Raw genomic sequence first — 16,025 nt, 5'->3', positions numbered from 1 at the left:
GATGATCACACCTCTTTAATGTATTGGATTTCCTTGTTTATAGGTTATGATTAGCTTTTGAAAAAATAAAACACATGCATTATAGCACTAAACAAGGTGTTTGCAAAGAAATTCAAAATATCAAACAAAAGCTGTATCGGAAATTTTGAAAACAGGAGAAACATCAATAGAAATAGAAGTACTAAGGAAACAAGTATGAGAGGAAGAGAGCGTATGAACTGGAATACTGATGTAACGAACCTTTTAGGAATACAGTACCCAATTGTCCAGGGAGGTCTTGCTTACCTGGCTTATTCAGAATTAGCCGCAGCTGTATCGAATGCAGGAGGATTGGGTCAGATTACGGCCATGTCACTACCTGACCCTGATGCATTGAGAACAGAGATACATAAAGTAAGAGAACTTTCTGACAAGCCATTTGGAGTTAATTTTGCCATCGGTCAGCATGGAAGGCCATTCTCTCATTATCTGGATGTAGCCATTGAAGAAAAGGTTCCGGTTATTTCAATGACGGGAGGCAACCCGGCACCAATATTTGAGCAATTAAAAGGAACAGATATTAAAAAGCTTGTTCTTGTGGCAGCAAAAAGGCAGGCACAGAAAGCAGAGGAACTGGGAGCAGACGCAGTCATGGTTGTCGGACAGGAAGGCGGGGGGCACCTCGGGAAGAGTGATATTGGGACGATGGTGCTTATTCCTACTGTTGTCGATGCCGTCAACATACCTGTCATCGCTTCGGGAGGAATTGGAGATGGCCGGGGATTGATGGCGGCTTTAAGCCTTGGGGCACAGGGAATTGAAATGGGGACCCGATTCATTGCCACTAAGGAATGCGTCCATGCAAACGAGCTGTACAAGCAAAGGCTGGTCGAAGGCACTGAAAACGATACTACAGTTATCAAAAGAACGCTCGGAATGCCTGCAAGGGCGATAGCTAATACATTGACAGAAAAAATTATCGAAATAGAGAGGCAAGGTGGCGGTTATGAAGATTTAAAAGAGATGATCAGCGGAACCGCAAACCGCAAGTATATTTATGAAGGCGATGATGAACATGGATTTGGCTGGGCTGGTCAGGTGATGGGACTAATCAAAGACGCTCCTTCGGTAGCTGAACTTTTTAACAGGATCATGAACGAAGCTGAAGAGATAAGATCAACCTGGAGCAGGTAAACCTCGGATTCCTTGCGCCTAATAATAAAAAACGGTAAAATCGATTAACATACGAACAATGCGCTGGAGTGTAAGTTTAAGCTTCCTAGCATTGCTTAAAAAGCAGGTGAAATCATGGAATATCAATACCCAATAGACTACACATGGTCAACAGACGAAATAGTCGACATCATACATTTTTACGAATGTATTGAAAAATCTTATGAACAAGGGATCGACCGCGATACTTTGCTTCGGGCATACAGACGCTTTAAAGAAATTGTTCCTGGCAAAGCTGAGGAAAAAACTCTTTTCAAAGAATTTGAAGAGGTAAGCGGATTTGAAGCATATCAGGCAGTAAAAGAAATCAAACAAACTGGGACCGGTGAAAAGATCAAAGTCCTTCAGAAAAAATTTAAAAGATAATTAGCAAGACAAAAGAGAGCCCAATCAAAAATGGGCTCTCTTTTGTCTTGCTCTAGCTCCTTATTCCTCGAGAGAAGGTTATTTCCGGCAATGTCATGAAAGAACGACTCATTTGAAATGCCTCCGGTCTAGAAGACGCGCTGTACCCGCCGGCCTCAGACCGTTACTTAACAGACGGTCAGCACTAAACGAAAATGGGCAGTCGCCTATGTGTTTCGGGGTTTATGCCATTTTATATAGGGGTAATATTTCTTTAAATACAAACTCAATTTTGGAAAGCATTTCATCACCGCTAAGTTTGACTGCTTCTTCGCGGGTAATGTTCAGACCGCAAAGGATTTCAGCTTTTTTAACAGTTTGCAGTCGCTTGAACATGGAAAGAAGTTCTTCCTTGGAAAGCTCACTGTGAATCGTGGCTTCTGGCTTCATATGGTCGATTGACCAATAGAAATCCTTAGGAGTGCGATTGTAAATGGAATTAATATTTTCTTCGAGTTTTTTACCGATTGATTCCTTGTCAGGTGCTTCGTAAATAACAGCAAACCAGATAAAGACATGGCTCTCCCACAATCCAATCTGGAAATGAGGTAGCATCTTATAGCCTCTAGGATTGCTGGCGAATGCTACCCACGTATCTTTTGGCGGATTCTTCGTCCTCCTGGCGTGTTTTGCAACATGGTAATGCATCTCATCGCCGGCAATGCTAGAAAGCGTTGGAGCGAAGTGCTGGCCGAGGTCTTCCAGTTTAGGGCGGATCTGGGATTTTAAGGCCTCCATTCGTTCATCAAGACCATCTATTTTGAAAACATCGAAATCTGCTTGTTCAAATCCTGAAAATGACATATAAAAACCTCCTAGTACTATGTCAAATATTGTAGCAAAATCTTTATAAAAAAAAGAAGCGACAGGCATTTTTTCGGGTCATGGGTATACGCACAAATTTGTACCACAGCCAAATGAAAATTCATACAATAATAAAAAATAGAAATTAATAGAGGAGTGTAAATTAATGAAACAGCTTATAAATTCAACAAGGAAGAAAAATGGTGAGCTCCAAAGAACAGCAGTACTACGTTTGGAAATGGATTACGAATTAGCCACACTATTTGAAGCAATGACAGATTCTGATAAATCAAAAATGAAAGAATGCAAACAAAAACTTGAACGAATCCGACAAGAATTGTTACGATTAAAATCTCTATAATAGTTATAACGTTTTATAAAAGGTATTATATGTTGGTGGGAAAAAGGGAAAACTGCAGCAACCGAGACAATTGACGAACTCCTGTAAATGAGATGGAGTTCGTTTCTTATGTTCTAGCGATAAAATGGGGTGAGAGCAATATGGTCATTAGCATCTTAGGAATTTTGCATTTTAAGGAGATGACAAGGGAAATCCTAATACTTGATGAAAACGAAGGTAATCCGATAAGCTAAAATAGATTCCAAAAGCTTGAGTGTACGTAAAAATATATGAACGGGGGAAAGCTGAATGGAATATAATCTGAAAGAGATTTATACATATGCGCAAAGCTGGATGAAAGAGGCCGGTGAAAATATCAGGGCATCTTTTCCAAAGACTTTGAATGTCACGTCGAAATCAAACCCGAATGACCTGGTTACGGATATAGATAAAGAAACAGAGCGATATTTTATTGGGAAGATCAAAGGTACCTACCCTGATCATCGAATTATGGGCGAGGAAGGGTACGGAGACGAAGTGACATCTTTATCAGGGGCCGTCTGGATCATAGACCCAATCGATGGAACTATGAATTTTGTTCACCAGCAGCGGAATTTCGCCATTTCAATAGGTATTTATATTGATGGAGAAGGAATGATTGGACTTATATATGATGTTGTCCATGATGAACTTTATCATTGTATGAAAGGCAATGGAGTATATCTAAACGAAAAATCAATTCCGAAACTAACGGAAGCCAAGGTAAGTGAAGCGATTATTGCTCTCAATGCAACCTGGGTCGCTCCTAATAAGCGAATTAATCACGAATTGCTTATACCGCTTGTGAAAGACGTGAGAGGAACTCGTTCCTATGGTTCAGCGGCTATGGAAATGGTGTATGTTGCAACCGGAAGAATAGATGCTTATTTGACTCCTAGGCTAGCTCCATGGGATATTGCCGCTGGGATCATCATCATAAAGGAACTTGGCGGAGAAACTACTGATCTGAGGGGTGATGAGCTGAATATGCTCAAACAGAATTCCTTATTCGTATCAAAGCCAGGACTTCACGGTGATATCCTAAAGAATTATCTTAAGGATGGAAAGTGGTAATTCTAACATGGCGGCGATTTGAAAGCTCCGATCTGCCGTTTTTTCAGGATGTAATATCTGCAAGCGATGAGTGGAGAAAAAATGAGTTGAAGGGTTTGTCCATAGAAGAGTACATTGAGCAATATGATGATATGTCTGGCGAATGGAGAGTTTGGGAAAAGGAAGGAGATCCTGTGGCAGTTTCCTTTCACGTGGAATCCGCCCACTCCAATCAAAAGCCATGGCTTGGTACCATATTGATAATGGCGGAGGAAAGACGGCGAGGATTCGCATCACAGATTATCAGCCATCTTGGTGGCGAATTTAAAGTGTATGGTCAAAAGGCACTTTTTGCCGCAGTTCCAATCGATGAATACGAGTGGTCCAACTTCCTGTCAGATTGCGGATTTGAACAATACAAAACAGAAGAAAACAAGGGCGAAACCTATTTAATTATGGTCCGCCCTCTCGAATGACCGGCTGGAAGTGCAGCCGGTTTTTTTTAACTATGCTTTCAATGCACTTGCACTTGTACTTTATTTTTAATTAAAGTTCTCCTGCTTCTCTCATCTTCTTTTTCTTCTTAAAGCCAAATCCCATTACGAAAATCAATGCGATGATACATGCTAACGTACCGGCAACGCTTCTTTCGCCAATGGCGATTCCAATACCAATCATGCATGAAGCTGCTGCAAATGCGAAAAATAATAATGGCCATTTAATCTGATTCAAGGTGAATCCCCCATTCGACATTTGGTGCAAATAATATTATATTTAATTGTACATTAAAATGCCTATAGGTTTCCACTCTTATTGTGTTATAATATGTAAGTTGTGTAAAAAGCCAATAGATAAATTATGATATTAAAGGCAGGGTGACTTTTTTGAAATTAAGAGAAGATATTAGAAATATAGCGATCATTGCCCACGTTGACCATGGTAAAACGACTTTGGTTGACCAGCTTCTGAAGCAATCAGGCACATTCCGTATTAATGAGCACGTAGAAGAGCGTGCAATGGATTCAAACGATTTGGAAAGAGAACGAGGAATTACGATCCTCGCGAAAAATACAGCTATTTCATATAACGATACACGTATCAACATTCTTGATACTCCTGGCCATGCTGACTTTGGCGGCGAAGTAGAGCGTATCATGAAAATGGTTGACGGCGTTTTGCTTGTTGTAGATGCCTATGAAGGCTGCATGCCGCAAACACGTTTTGTTTTGAAGAAAGCTCTTGAACAGCATTTAACGCCAATTGTTGTCGTTAATAAGATTGACCGAGACTTTGCTCGTCCTGCTGAAGTAGTTGATGAGGTTCTTGACTTGTTCATCGAACTTGGAGCAGATGAGAATCAGCTTGAGTTCCCTGTTGTATATGCATCGGCAATCAACGGAACTGCAAGCATGGACCCTGAAAAACAGGATGAGAACATGCAGGCATTGTATGAATCCATCATCGACCATATTCCGGCACCAATCGACAACAGAGAAGAGCCTCTTCAATTCCAGGTTGCACTTCTTGATTACAATGACTATGTAGGCAGAATCGGAATCGGCCGTGTATTCCGCGGTACTATGAAGGTAGGCCAGCAGGTAGCGTTGATGAAGCTTGACGGCTCTGTAAAACAATTCCGTGTAACTAAGATCTTTGGTTTCTTCGGCCTGAAGCGCCAGGAAATCCAGGAAGCCAATGCTGGTGACTTGATCGCAGTTTCTGGAATGGAAGACATTAATGTTGGTGAAACGGTATGTCCATTCGACAACCAGGATCCACTGCCAGTTTTACGAATTGATGAGCCAACACTACAAATGACATTCCTAGTCAACAACAGCCCATTCGCAGGCCGTGAGGGTAAATACCTGACTGCAAGGAAAATCGAAGAAAGACTTCGTGCACAGCTGCAAACGGACGTTAGTCTTAGAGTAGACAACACTGATTCACCGGATGCATGGATCGTTTCAGGTCGTGGAGAACTTCACTTGTCCATTTTGATCGAAAACATGCGTCGTGAAGGCTATGAGCTTCAAGTGTCAAAACCTGAAGTTATCGTAAGGGAAATTGATGGGGTGAGATCTGAACCGGTTGAACGCGTTCAAATCGATGTACCTGAAGAACATACAGGCTCTGTCATGGAATCGATCGGTGCACGTAAAGGCGAAATGCTCGACATGATCAACAATGGAAGCGGCCAGGTTCGATTGATTTTCAATGTACCGGCACGCGGACTTATCGGTTACACAACTGAATTTTTAACATTGACTCGAGGATATGGTATCATTAACCATACATTCGACAGCTATCAGCCAATGCTTCAAGGCCAGGTAGGCGGACGCCGTCAGGGTGTTCTAGTATCAATGGAATCAGGAAAGGCATCTACGTATGGTATCATGCAGGTAGAAGACCGCGGAACGATTTTCGTTGAGCCTGGAACAGAAATTTATGAGGGCATGATTGTTGGTGAGCACACTCGTGAAAATGATATTACAGTTAATATCACGAAGGTAAAGGCAGCAACTAATATTCGTTCTGCAAATAAGGATCAGACTTCTGTCATCAAGAAGCCAAGAATCATGACTTTGGAAGAATCATTAGAATACTTGAACGATGACGAGTATTGCGAAGTAACACCAGAATCAATCAGACTCCGCAAGAAGATTCTTGATAAGAACGAGCGTGAAAGAATGGCGAAAAAGAAAAAATTCGCTGAAGCTTAATTAAAGTAGGGGGAAGAAGTATGGATGTAAGCCAGAGATTATCATTTTTTGCAGCATTATTCAGGGTAGATGAGAACCCGACGGTTGGCATGTGGTTGCTATACCTGACGATCGCCGCTCTCGGCATCCTTGTTTATAAACTAGGATTTGCACAGAAGCTGCCATTACTTAAGAGTATCATCATCTACTCGTTTCTGTTGCTAGGCTCGACAGTCCTGACCTTCCTCGCTATCTTCCTTCCAATCACGGAAGGACTTGTGGTCGCTGCACTCATCCTGATCATATACAAGCTCAGGCTGCGACAGCATAAAAAAGCAGAAGCGAATGTTAAATAGGAGTTGGCATTATGAAATCACTCCAGGATGCAATCTATAATTGGCTGACAATCAAAATTGTCAGCGATGCTCGGCCAGAAGATACAGCAGCTCAAGAAACTACACAGTTATTTGATCAAATTCTTGCTGAAGAACATAATGTTGAATCCAAAGAACTTAAATGGGACGCACTAATGTATTATGTTACTGTCGTACAGGAAGGTAATTCTAAAGAATACCGTTTCCCGCGCGACCTGATTGAAGTCATGCTTGACCAAATCAGGCAAGAACCAGACAAATACGTGAACTATCCAGATGAAGAATAGAGAAAAATCCGCCTAGAATTGGGCGGATTTTTTTGCTGTTTGATTTATGGGATTTGGTTTGTAAAAATGATAATTGGATCAGATAGGATTCAGACGTAAGGCAGGAAAGCTGTGGTTATTGTGACAGGTTTCGGGTTGTCGAGCCCAAAGCTGTCAAGAAAGCGTAGTTATTGTGACAGGTTTCAGGTCGCAGAGCCCAAAGCTGTCAAGAAAACGCGGTAATTGTGACAGGTTTCAGGTTGACGAGCCCAAAACTGTCAAGAAAACACGGTAATTGTGACAGCTTTCAGGCTTCAGAGTCCAAAGTTGTCAAGAAAGCGTAGTTATTGTGACAGGTTTCAGGCTTCAGAGCCCAAAGCTGTCAAGAAAGCGTAGTTATTGTGACAGGTTTCAGCTCACAGAGCCCGAAGTTGTCAAGAAAACGTGGTTATTGTGACAGGTTTCAGGTCACAGAGCCCAAAGATGTCAAGAAAAGCTCCGAATTCAGACAGGTTTGAGCTTCAATGTACATAAGCTGTCAAAAAAAAGCTCGTATTCAGACAGGTTTGAGGAGGGACCCCAAAAGCTGTCTGAATCAGCCCTAAATTTCGTTCTAAACTTTAACTAGGAAGGTAATCACCAATCACCAATCATCCTTCTTGACCTGGGTACGATACAGCTTGAAATTTCCTGTGGCGATCCGGTTGTTCGTTTTGTCGGCAATTCGTTCATTGCATGGTTCACACATATATGTATGGATCGGCCGGTTCCTTAGCCGCTTAGCCTGAAGGGTATCGCTGTTAATGTTTTCAATTTTGTCGCATAGTACACATTTGACTCTCATTGTTACACCTCTTATCATAATTATAATACATAGCCTGTATGAGATTGGATTATATTATAGTATATCATTGTTTCTAGGCTGAACAGGGAAAATCATTTGATTTGCTCTGCTTAAAGAGTTCGTAGTACTATTATGATAGTTTAAGGAGGGTGAATATGGCAAATCAAGTAGAACCTAAACTAATCAAACCATTGGTTGATGAATTGCAAAAAGAGCGTTTTGTTACCCTGGCGACAGTGGACCACGAAACCGGCGGCCCAAATGTTAGTGCGATTTCCTGGGTGTTGGCAAAAGATGAAGATACTGTTTACTTTGCGGTGGATAACCGTTCTCGAATCATTGAGAATATAAAGGGCAATGACAAAGCAGTAATCAACCTGATCGCAAATGAATCTACATATTCAATCAGCGGGACAGCAAGCGTCAAGCAGGAAAAACTTGAAGGAGTGCCTTTGAAGCTGGCTTTAGTTGAAATCAAAATCAGCGAAGTAAGAGACGTTATGTTCTATGGTTCAAAAATCGTCGCTGAACCACAATACGACAAGACATATGATAAAGATGCAGCTGCGCGCCTTGATAAACAGGTAATGGATGCAATGAGAAAAGCTTAGTCAATTGACTAAGCTTTTTGTCATTTATGATAGTTGGATTGTTTTTCCTGTTTCTTCTCCAACTCTTTTTGTTCACTCTCTTTGAGTTTTTTCTTTGGATCTTCAGTCGGGCTTTTAGTCTGAGGTTCAATCATGTCTGCCGGAACCTCTGGCATCACTCTTCCCGTTATGTCCGAAAGCTCGTTCATGATCCCTTGTATTGGGTGGTCGTTCTGTATATCCTCTGATATCTCCCTTAGTCTCGCGGTGATATCAGGGTCTGCAACTACTACTGCACGTGCACCATGAGGGTCTTTTTTTAAGGCTTCGGCAACCGTATATTTAACAGTGTCTACTTCAGATCGCTCCATTTTATCATTTACGTCGATGCCGACAATAGCATATCGTCCAACCACTACAGCCGCAGCATCATCAACATTCGGGATATGGGCGGTCAAGTTCACAAGGTGGCGGGAAATTTCCTGGCCAGATTGGCGGTCAACTTCCTTGATCGCACTATTCTGGACCTTAACCCTGTGATCTTCGTCAGCTTTATTTGCGTTGTTCTGTCCATTGCACGCAGTCAATAACATCACAAACGACAGTGCAGCAACCAATCTTATCATCAATGAACCCCTCCGGTTAATTATTCTTTTAAAAAAGTCCTTAAATCAACTAGAAATGTAAATGAAGAAGGAAGTTTTCGCATTGTATAATTTTTTCTGTAACTCTTTTCTATGCATTTGAATCGTCCTCTCGGCTCCTTGATAGAGAGCTCCGAAGTGATATTTCGGCATGCATCCGAGCTAATGACAAAAGCAACAAAAAAGAAATGCTCAAAGGTTATTGTGCAAAATATCTTCTATCTTTATTCAAAAAGTCATATATTTTACCAAAGTCCCGGTCAAGGCTGCCAAGTTGGCCAAAGTCGAGATCAATAAGGCGGGAGGCATCAATTTGAGTAAAATATATGTACTGGATACAAACGTCTTACTACAGGATCCGCACGCGATTTTTTCCTTTCAAGACAATGAAGTTGTCATACCTGCTGTAGTTCTGGAGGAAGTGGATTCAAAGAAAAGATATATGGATGAGATTGGACGGAATGCGCGTCAAGTCTCAAGACTCATAGACGGTATGAGGGAGACAGGGAAGCTGCATGAGAAAATTAATCTTGAAGGAGGTGGCACGCTTAGGATCGAGTTGAACCATCGATCCTTCCATCAACTGCAGGAAATCTTTGTTGAAAAGACTAATGACAACCGTATACTGGCTGTGGCTAAAAACTTAAGTCTTGAAGAAGAAACGAAGGAAGATGGTCAGCCGGTCATCCTTGTCAGTAAGGACGCACTTGTCCGAGTGAAAGCAGATGCAATAGGTCTGATCGCAGAAGATTTTTTAAGTGACAGGGTTGTGGAAATCAACCATTTGTATTCTGGCTATGCAGAAGTGTATATACAGATAGAAGAATTAAATCGTTTTTATGAAAGAGGAGAACTTAACATTGCTGATTTAAAGGGGCAAAACTTCTTTTACCCAAATCAGTTCGTAATCATGAAGGATATTCTAGGCAGTTCTGCATCTGCGATAGGAATGGTTGATACGAAGAATAAAAAAGTGAAAAAGCTTGTTTTTGAATATGAAGGTAAGCACGCCTGGGGAATCAAGCCGAGAAATGTTCAGCAGATTATGGTCATGGAACTGCTCCTGCGACAAGACATGCCTTTGATCACTTTGATAGGTCGTGCAGGTACCGGAAAGACATTGCTCGCTCTGGCAACAGGTCTGCTCCAGACTGAGGACTTGGGCATTTTTAAAAAGCTGCTCGTAGCAAGGCCGATTGTGCCAGTAGGGAAAGACCTGGGCTTTCTGCCTGGTGAAAAACAGGAGAAGCTCAGACCATGGATGCAGCCAATTTATGATAACCTTGAATTCCTTTTCAATACAAAAAAACCGGGTGAACTGGATGCCATACTCGCAGGGATGGGTTCAATCGAGGTAGAAGCATTAACCTATATAAGGGGCAGGAGCATACCGGATCAATTCATCATTATAGATGAAGCTCAGAACCTGACAAAGCATGAAATCAAAACGATTTTGACCAGGGTAGGGGAGCGGAGTAAAATTGTCTTGATGGGTGACCCTGACCAGATTGACCACCCGTATCTGGATGCTTATAATAATGGGTTGACCTATGTGGTTGAGAAGTTCAAAGACCAGCAAATCGCAGGTCATGTCCAGCTAGTTAAAGGAGAAAGGTCATCTCTCGCCCAGCTCGCAGCCGATCTTTTGAATTAACTAATTGGGTATGCTGGATTTTGAGGTGTCAGTTATAAAGGACAAGGCGGGTTATGGGACAATAAAATAACGGGCACCCTTCTGGGATGCCCGTTGCGCAGTACCTTACATATTATTCCACCGTAAAACCGGTTACATTTTTTATGGGATTTTCCTTATTTGAACCATCCTTATAATATGCATGCAGCGGTCCGTCTTCTTTTAAAGGTTTGCCGTTCTCCGAGAAACCGAGGATGAGGCCAGAAGCTTCTTCGAGTGAAAGTGATAGCTGGTCATTTTCCCCATATTCAATTACTACATTATTCGCTGTCTGCTCCGGTTCTGAATTAACCAGGAATGGCTTGAATGGTATGCCGAAAGTGCCATTCAGGACTTTTTCTTTTTCGAATTTCACTTCTGTTTTAAGGGTTGGTGGATAGACCGCACCCTCCATAATTTCACGATCCCAATGTTTTGAGACTGACTTCGTATACTCTTCAAGGTCATCTCCTCGCTCCTGGTCTTCACTGAAATATGTATTCAAGTCTACTTTGCGATCATCGAAAATCCAGACGCCAGGATCCAAAGTGATCTTATATTTGACTTTTCCTTTAATTGGGATGATTGTTTCCATAATTCCCTCCTGAATCTTTGCTTATTATTAATTCAGTATAGCGATAATTTTGTGAGTTGTCATTTCCACACGTTTTTAGCACGCAATTCATATAGAACTGACTCCTGAAAATTCTTGCTTTATTGTCCACTTAAGGGTAAAATTTAAAGATAGGATTGGGTAATCGCTCGGAAACGGGGGGATCAAGTTGGCGTCTGATATGATAATCAACCATCAGGAAAAAGCCCATGCCTTGTTAAAGGCTGACGCTGATAAAATTTTAAAGCTGATCAAAGTGCAAATGGATAACCTGACAATGCCTCAATGCCCTCTTTATGAAGAGGTTTTAGATACGCAAATGTTTGGATTATCAAGAGAGATAGATTTTGCAGTAAGACTCGGCTTAATCGAAGAATCTGATGGCAAAGTAATTCTCGACCAATTGGAGCAAGAGCTTTCCATATTGCATGAAGCTTCGTTAAAAAAATAAATCCTAAAAACTCAAACAGTCCTAATCGATTGTTTGAGTTTTTTTGTGACGCACGTTTCATAATCTAAGAGTCCATTAGTTATAATGTTTTAAAAGTCCAAGTGCGGTCTCAAAGGCTGCATTACACTTCTATTACAATATATTAAGAATTCCATAACTTTTCCTTAAACAAGGCAGGATATTTCAACTTATAGTAGAATAGATTAAACAACTTAGAAGATGGGGAAGAGACGATGTTAAAAAAAATACTGAAATCCTATGACTATTCATTGATCATTGTTATTGCGCTCTTGTGCTTGTTTGGCCTGGTCATGGTTTACAGTGCCAGCATGGTCACTGCCATCCAGAGGTATGATTATCCTAGTGATTTTTTCTTTCAAAAACAGAAGTTCAACTTAATGCTTGCAACATTCCTGTTTGTGGTTGCGGCGTTCTTCCCGTACAAGGCGATGAAAAGTACTAAGATTTTATTGCCGATGGTCGTGTTTATACTTGGTGGGCTAAGTGCACTCTTTTTATTTGGGAAAGTGACGAACAATGCATTGAGCTGGTTTGAAGTTGGAGCTAGAAGCCTGCAGCCCTCAGAGTTTGCGAAGTTAAGTGTAATCATTTATCTTTCAGCCGTATATGCAAAAAAGCAAACCTACATAAACCAGTTTAATAAAGGAGTTGTACCGCCTCTTGTATACTTGATTTTAGTATGTATGCTAGTCGCGATTCAGCCTGACTTCGGTACAGCGGCAATTATTTTTGCTATTGCTTCGACAATCATTATTTCATCAGGGATGAACCTGAAGAATATATCAAAACTGATATTATTTGGGCTTGGATTTCTAGCTCCTTTCGTTCTGTTCCTGCAGGATGAAATCTTTTCTGAAAAAAGGATAGGCAGATTTACTGCTTATAGCAACCCTTTTACAGATGAACAAAATACTGGTTATCATCTAGCCAATTCCTATTATGCTATTGGGTCTGGCGGCTTGAAAGGTCTGGGTCTTGGAGAAAGTGTTCAGAAGCTCGGTTATTTGCCAGAGCCTCACACAGACTTCATCATAGCTGTCATCTCTGAGGAATTAGGGATTTTTGGTGTAGGGTTTGTGTTGTTGAGTCTGGCATTCATTGTCTTAAAGGGTATTCATATCGGGCTTAAATGCAAAGATCCATTTGGCAGTTTGCTTGCAATAGGAATAGCCAGTATGATTGGCATTCAGTCGTTTGTCAATCTCGGTGGAGCTTCAGGAGTCATACCGCTAACAGGTGTTCCGTTGCCGTTTGTGAGTTATGGAGGTTCATCATTGCTGCAGCTTGCGATTGCTACCGGGATACTGGTGAATGTTTCGATGTTTGTAAACTACGAAGAGAAATATAAGAAGGACAAGGCAGCACAGCCAAAGCCTGAAAAAACTGTTGTAAGCCAAAGTTCCTTTAAGTTCAGGTCATAATAAAAAAGAGAAAAAGCTGCAGCGTCAATGCTGCAGCTTTTTATTTTGCCGTTGCCGGAGAAAGATCAACGGATTTAGTTTTTGTTACTCTTGCGGCATTTTTCTTGCTTCTCGAAACTAAAAGGATAAAGTAGCTGAATAAACCAAACAGCACAGAAATGAAGAAAGCGTGTCCGAGCGCAATAAAGAGATTCAATCTTGTGATGATGATAAATGCACCGGCAATGACTTGAAGTGAAACAAGAATCATTGCGATAATCCATCCCCAGTATAGTACTCTTTCATGTTTATAGTGTTTAACAGCGATGTAGGTGACATATGCGATCCAAATAAAAATGAACCCTGCTGCAGCCCTGTGCCCCATTTGTACCCACTCGTAAATGTTGGTAGGAAGGAAGGGACCGCCATTTGTACATAATGGCCAGTCTTTACAGACCAGGCTGGCATTCATATGCCGGACTAGAGCGCCAGTATAAACGACCATATAGGTGTACACGGAAAGGCCGATAATATGGAACTTCATTCTTTTATCAATTACTAATTTTTCAGCCTGGAACTTCTTATCCACTTCAAAAATGAGCAAGGTTAATAGAAGTACAGCGGAAAATGAGATGAGCGAAATGCCAAAGTGAAGTGCCAGGACAAAATCAGATTGTCCCCAAACTACAGCAGCGGCGCCTATCAATGCCTGCAGAACAAGGAAGAAAAAAGATAAAACAGCCAAGAATTTCGTTTCGCGTATATGCCCAATAGACTTCCATGTCCAGATGGATAAGATTAGTACCAAGATGCCTACGCTGCCAGACACTAATCTGTGAGCAAGCTCTATTACCAATTCGGGAGTAATATCAGTAGGAACGAATTCTCCGTTACAAAGTGGCCAGGACTTGCCGCAGCCCATTCCGGAATCGGTTTTTGTAACCAACGCTCCTCCGAGTAATACAAAAAGCATCCCAATCGTGGTTAAAACAGCCAGCCACTTAAGGGAACGATTCATGATCATCACCTGCTTAATTAAAGTTCGATAAGTTGTCAAATATTAAACTTGACATGTATAATAGAAGAAGCTTGTAGAAAAGAAAAAATTCTATCCCTATAATAACGAATTTTGACGAAAAAGGATAGAAAACAATACTTAAGATACTACACAATAATAGTTAATATTTCAATACTTACTATTATAGATGGACATTAACATGTTTCATAGGTAAAATGCTCATGGTGGCATTCTGGCGGGAAAGACGATGAGTTTTTATACCAGCAATTTAATAACATGAAAATATTATCCAAGAATATGTATATACGTAAAAAGAAGACATCCAAATATTCTAAGGATTTAAAGTCAAAATTCCTTGCAATAAAAATAAACTTTATGGATAATGGCGGTAAGACACAAATTAGTCAAATTTTGTTCAAAAAAAATTCACAAAAAAGTTGTGAAGTGTGATTTAATATACAACGTAGGCTTTATTTTTCTACACAAACATTTAACAACCTTAACACGTTGAGAATAGTGAAAACTATCGGAAATATAAAGTACAAATACTCTTCTTTTTTTTGTAAAAATTTCCTTTAAAGGATTTTGAAAGAAAAGGGATGAAGGAGGATATGGATGTCTAATTCAAAAGCTTTATCAGAAGCTGTATTAGAGGACGGACAGCCTGCAGTCGTGGAAAAGACGATGTTGAAGGATTTTCTTGCACTCATTAAAGTGGGAATTGTAAATTCCAATGCGATGACGACTTTTACTGGATTATGGCTAGCTCTTCATTTCAGTGGAGCGCGCTTTCTGGATAATATTGATTTGATACTTGCGACATTGATAGGGTCTTCTTTGATCGTCGCCGGCTCATGCAGCCTGAATAACTACATCGATCGTGATATCGACCATTTAATGGAACGAACAAAAGACAGACCTACGGTAACAGGAAGAGTTCAACCTGGGAAAGTTGCGTTGATGAGTTTCTTGCTGATCGGGATTGGTACCGCATTTCTGCTTACAACGACCATCACAGCTGCTGTTATCGGGTTGTTTGGAGTATTTAGTTATGTGGTTCTATATACATTATGGTCAAAACGACAATATGTCTCCAATACAATTGTCGGCAGTATCTCTGGTGCAGTTCCACCGCTAATCGGATGGGCTGCAGTGGACGCTAATCTTGACGTTATGGCATGGATGCTTTTTGCCATCGTTTTTGTTTGGCAGCCACCTCACTTCTATGCTCTCGCAATGAGAAGGGTAGAGGAATACCGGGCAGCTAATATACCGATGCTTCCTGTTGTAAAAGGTTTCAAAGCAACGAAAAGATCGATTTACCTATGGGTTACTGCGTTGCTTCCGTTACCATTCTTCATTCCTGAACTAGGAATGCCATTCATGATTCTAGCAACTATCCTGAATATTGGATGGCTTGTATTGGGAATCTACCTTGAAAAGCTGAAAGATGATATAAAATGGGCAAAACTGATGTTTGTATATTCTTTACAATACTTAACTGTCATGTTTGTTGCTATGGTAATTGTCACACTGATCTAACCTTCGTTAGGAGATTCACTCTTTGTTGAGAGAGGATT

Annotated in this window: 19 protein-coding genes; 13 read left to right on the top strand and 6 right to left on the bottom strand. The window is 40.9% G+C overall.

The features are described 5' to 3' along the window. The first annotated feature begins 213 nt into the window (after window positions 1–213). Window positions 214–1,173, top strand: coding sequence for an NAD(P)H-dependent flavin oxidoreductase (locus LC048_RS14020; protein ID WP_226600410.1), 960 nt, complete (start codon window positions 214–216; stop codon window positions 1,171–1,173). A gap of 114 nt (window positions 1,174–1,287) precedes the next feature. Next, on the top strand, window positions 1,288–1,578 hold the full coding sequence (locus tag LC048_RS14015) for a UPF0223 family protein (protein WP_226600411.1): 291 nt from the start codon (window positions 1,288–1,290) through the stop codon (window positions 1,576–1,578). A gap of 222 nt (window positions 1,579–1,800) precedes the next feature. Here the strand turns inward: LC048_RS14015 and LC048_RS14010 are convergent, their stop codons facing one another. Continuing rightward, on the bottom strand, window positions 1,801–2,421 hold the full coding sequence (locus LC048_RS14010) for a YktB family protein (protein ID WP_226600412.1): 621 nt from the start codon (window positions 2,419–2,421) through the stop codon (window positions 1,801–1,803). Window positions 2,422–2,587: 166 nt separating this feature from the next. On the opposite strand from LC048_RS14010, the gene LC048_RS14005 reads away from it, so the two are divergent. The 3 genes from LC048_RS14005 (at window position 2,588) to LC048_RS13995 (ending at window position 4,329) form a co-directional block, all read left to right on the top strand. After that, window positions 2,588–2,782, top strand: a complete 195-nt coding sequence (locus LC048_RS14005) for a hypothetical protein (protein ID WP_226600413.1) — start codon at window positions 2,588–2,590, stop codon at window positions 2,780–2,782. A gap of 288 nt (window positions 2,783–3,070) precedes the next feature. Continuing rightward, window positions 3,071–3,874 (top strand): inositol monophosphatase family protein, encoded by an 804-nt coding sequence (locus LC048_RS14000; protein WP_226600414.1) that lies wholly within the window; start codon window positions 3,071–3,073, stop codon window positions 3,872–3,874. Next, window positions 3,868–4,329, top strand: coding sequence for a GNAT family N-acetyltransferase (locus LC048_RS13995; RefSeq protein WP_226600415.1), 462 nt, complete (start codon window positions 3,868–3,870; stop codon window positions 4,327–4,329). Before LC048_RS14000 ends, LC048_RS13995 begins: the two co-directional genes overlap by 7 nt. A 70-nt stretch (window positions 4,330–4,399) precedes the next feature. Here LC048_RS13995 and LC048_RS13990 read toward each other — a convergent pair whose 3' ends face one another. Next, the gene (locus tag LC048_RS13990) at window positions 4,400–4,585 is read right to left on the bottom strand and encodes a YlaF family protein (protein ID WP_226600416.1); all 186 of its coding nucleotides are present in this window, start codon (window positions 4,583–4,585) and stop codon (window positions 4,400–4,402) included. Window positions 4,586–4,737: 152 nt separating this feature from the next. On the opposite strand from LC048_RS13990, the gene typA reads away from it, so the two are divergent. From typA to LC048_RS13975, 3 genes are read left to right on the top strand one after another with little or no spacing between them, the layout of a single operon-like run. Beyond that, complete coding sequence (gene typA, locus LC048_RS13985; RefSeq protein WP_226600417.1) at window positions 4,738–6,573, top strand: translational GTPase TypA; 1,836 nt, start codon at window positions 4,738–4,740, stop codon at window positions 6,571–6,573. Between the two features lie 20 nt (window positions 6,574–6,593). Continuing rightward, window positions 6,594–6,908: a YlaH-like family protein gene (locus LC048_RS13980; protein WP_226600418.1), complete on the top strand. Its 315-nt coding sequence runs from the start codon at window positions 6,594–6,596 to the stop codon at window positions 6,906–6,908. An 11-nt stretch (window positions 6,909–6,919) separates the two neighbouring features. Further along, window positions 6,920–7,213 carry a hypothetical protein gene (locus LC048_RS13975; protein ID WP_226600419.1) on the top strand — a complete coding sequence of 98 codons (294 nt, stop codon included), beginning with the start codon at window positions 6,920–6,922 and terminating at the stop codon, window positions 7,211–7,213. A 622-nt stretch (window positions 7,214–7,835) separates the two neighbouring features. Here the strand turns inward: LC048_RS13975 and LC048_RS13970 are convergent. After that, window positions 7,836–8,036 carry a YlaI family protein gene (locus tag LC048_RS13970; RefSeq protein ID WP_226600420.1) on the bottom strand — a complete coding sequence of 67 codons (201 nt, stop codon included), beginning with the start codon at window positions 8,034–8,036 and terminating at the stop codon, window positions 7,836–7,838. Between the two features lie 155 nt (window positions 8,037–8,191). Between LC048_RS13970 and LC048_RS13965 the strand changes: the two genes are divergently transcribed. Beyond that, window positions 8,192–8,647, top strand: a complete 456-nt coding sequence (locus tag LC048_RS13965; RefSeq protein WP_226600421.1) for a pyridoxamine 5'-phosphate oxidase family protein — start codon at window positions 8,192–8,194, stop codon at window positions 8,645–8,647. Between the two features lie 20 nt (window positions 8,648–8,667). On the opposite strand, the gene LC048_RS13960 is transcribed toward LC048_RS13965, so the two are convergent. Then, complete coding sequence (locus LC048_RS13960; RefSeq protein WP_306050509.1) at window positions 8,668–9,252, bottom strand: YhcN/YlaJ family sporulation lipoprotein; 585 nt, start codon at window positions 9,250–9,252, stop codon at window positions 8,668–8,670. Between the two features lie 331 nt (window positions 9,253–9,583). Here LC048_RS13960 and LC048_RS13955 point away from each other — a divergent pair, with 331 nt between their 5' ends. Continuing rightward, the gene (locus LC048_RS13955; RefSeq protein ID WP_306047957.1) at window positions 9,584–10,924 is read left to right on the top strand and encodes a PhoH family protein; all 1,341 of its coding nucleotides are present in this window, start codon (window positions 9,584–9,586) and stop codon (window positions 10,922–10,924) included. Between the two features lie 112 nt (window positions 10,925–11,036). Here the strand turns inward: LC048_RS13955 and LC048_RS13950 are convergent, their stop codons facing one another. Next, complete coding sequence (locus tag LC048_RS13950; protein ID WP_306047956.1) at window positions 11,037–11,537, bottom strand: peptidyl-prolyl cis-trans isomerase; 501 nt, start codon at window positions 11,535–11,537, stop codon at window positions 11,037–11,039. Between the two features lie 187 nt (window positions 11,538–11,724). Here LC048_RS13950 and LC048_RS13945 point away from each other — a divergent pair, with 187 nt between their 5' ends. Both LC048_RS13945 and LC048_RS13940 read left to right on the top strand, forming a co-directional pair. Then, window positions 11,725–12,006, top strand: coding sequence for an Fpa/YlaN family protein (locus tag LC048_RS13945; RefSeq protein ID WP_041965554.1), 282 nt, complete (start codon window positions 11,725–11,727; stop codon window positions 12,004–12,006). A 233-nt stretch (window positions 12,007–12,239) separates the two neighbouring features. Continuing rightward, window positions 12,240–13,448 carry an FtsW/RodA/SpoVE family cell cycle protein gene (locus LC048_RS13940; RefSeq protein ID WP_226600424.1) on the top strand — a complete coding sequence of 403 codons (1,209 nt, stop codon included), beginning with the start codon at window positions 12,240–12,242 and terminating at the stop codon, window positions 13,446–13,448. 40 nt (window positions 13,449–13,488) lie between these two features. Here the strand turns inward: LC048_RS13940 and LC048_RS13935 are convergent, their stop codons facing one another. Further along, window positions 13,489–14,445 carry a COX15/CtaA family protein gene (locus LC048_RS13935; RefSeq protein WP_226600425.1) on the bottom strand — a complete coding sequence of 319 codons (957 nt, stop codon included), beginning with the start codon at window positions 14,443–14,445 and terminating at the stop codon, window positions 13,489–13,491. Window positions 14,446–15,060: 615 nt separating this feature from the next. On the opposite strand from LC048_RS13935, the gene cyoE reads away from it, so the two are divergent. Beyond that, complete coding sequence (gene cyoE, locus LC048_RS13930; RefSeq protein WP_226600426.1) at window positions 15,061–15,987, top strand: heme o synthase; 927 nt, start codon at window positions 15,061–15,063, stop codon at window positions 15,985–15,987. Window positions 15,988–16,025: the final 38 nt, after the last annotated feature.

Origin of the sequence: Mesobacillus subterraneus (assembly GCF_020524355.2) — a bacterium.
Taxonomy (GTDB): domain Bacteria; phylum Bacillota; class Bacilli; order Bacillales; family Cytobacillaceae; genus Mesobacillus; species Mesobacillus subterraneus_C.
This window is presented reverse-complemented; position numbering and strand designations above follow the sequence as displayed.

Coding starts and splice junctions, on each gene's coding strand:
- LC048_RS13960 (WP_306050509.1), bottom strand. CDS start 9,252: ATGATAAGATTGGTTGCTGCACTGTCGTTTGTGATGTTATTGACTGCG.
- cyoE (WP_226600426.1), top strand. CDS start 15,061: ATGTCTAATTCAAAAGCTTTATCAGAAGCTGTATTAGAGGACGGACAG.
- LC048_RS13970 (WP_226600420.1), bottom strand. CDS start 8,036: ATGAGAGTCAAATGTGTACTATGCGACAAAATTGAAAACATTAACAGC.
- LC048_RS14015 (WP_226600411.1), top strand. CDS start 1,288: ATGGAATATCAATACCCAATAGACTACACATGGTCAACAGACGAAATA.
- LC048_RS13965 (WP_226600421.1), top strand. CDS start 8,192: ATGGCAAATCAAGTAGAACCTAAACTAATCAAACCATTGGTTGATGAA.
- LC048_RS14005 (WP_226600413.1), top strand. CDS start 2,588: ATGAAACAGCTTATAAATTCAACAAGGAAGAAAAATGGTGAGCTCCAA.
- LC048_RS13980 (WP_226600418.1), top strand. CDS start 6,594: ATGGATGTAAGCCAGAGATTATCATTTTTTGCAGCATTATTCAGGGTA.
- LC048_RS14000 (WP_226600414.1), top strand. CDS start 3,071: ATGGAATATAATCTGAAAGAGATTTATACATATGCGCAAAGCTGGATG.
- LC048_RS14020 (WP_226600410.1), top strand. CDS start 214: ATGAACTGGAATACTGATGTAACGAACCTTTTAGGAATACAGTACCCA.
- LC048_RS13935 (WP_226600425.1), bottom strand. CDS start 14,445: ATGAATCGTTCCCTTAAGTGGCTGGCTGTTTTAACCACGATTGGGATG.
- LC048_RS13950 (WP_306047956.1), bottom strand. CDS start 11,537: ATGGAAACAATCATCCCAATTAAAGGAAAAGTCAAATATAAGATCACT.
- LC048_RS13975 (WP_226600419.1), top strand. CDS start 6,920: ATGAAATCACTCCAGGATGCAATCTATAATTGGCTGACAATCAAAATT.
- LC048_RS14010 (WP_226600412.1), bottom strand. CDS start 2,421: ATGTCATTTTCAGGATTTGAACAAGCAGATTTCGATGTTTTCAAAATA.
- LC048_RS13940 (WP_226600424.1), top strand. CDS start 12,240: ATGTTAAAAAAAATACTGAAATCCTATGACTATTCATTGATCATTGTT.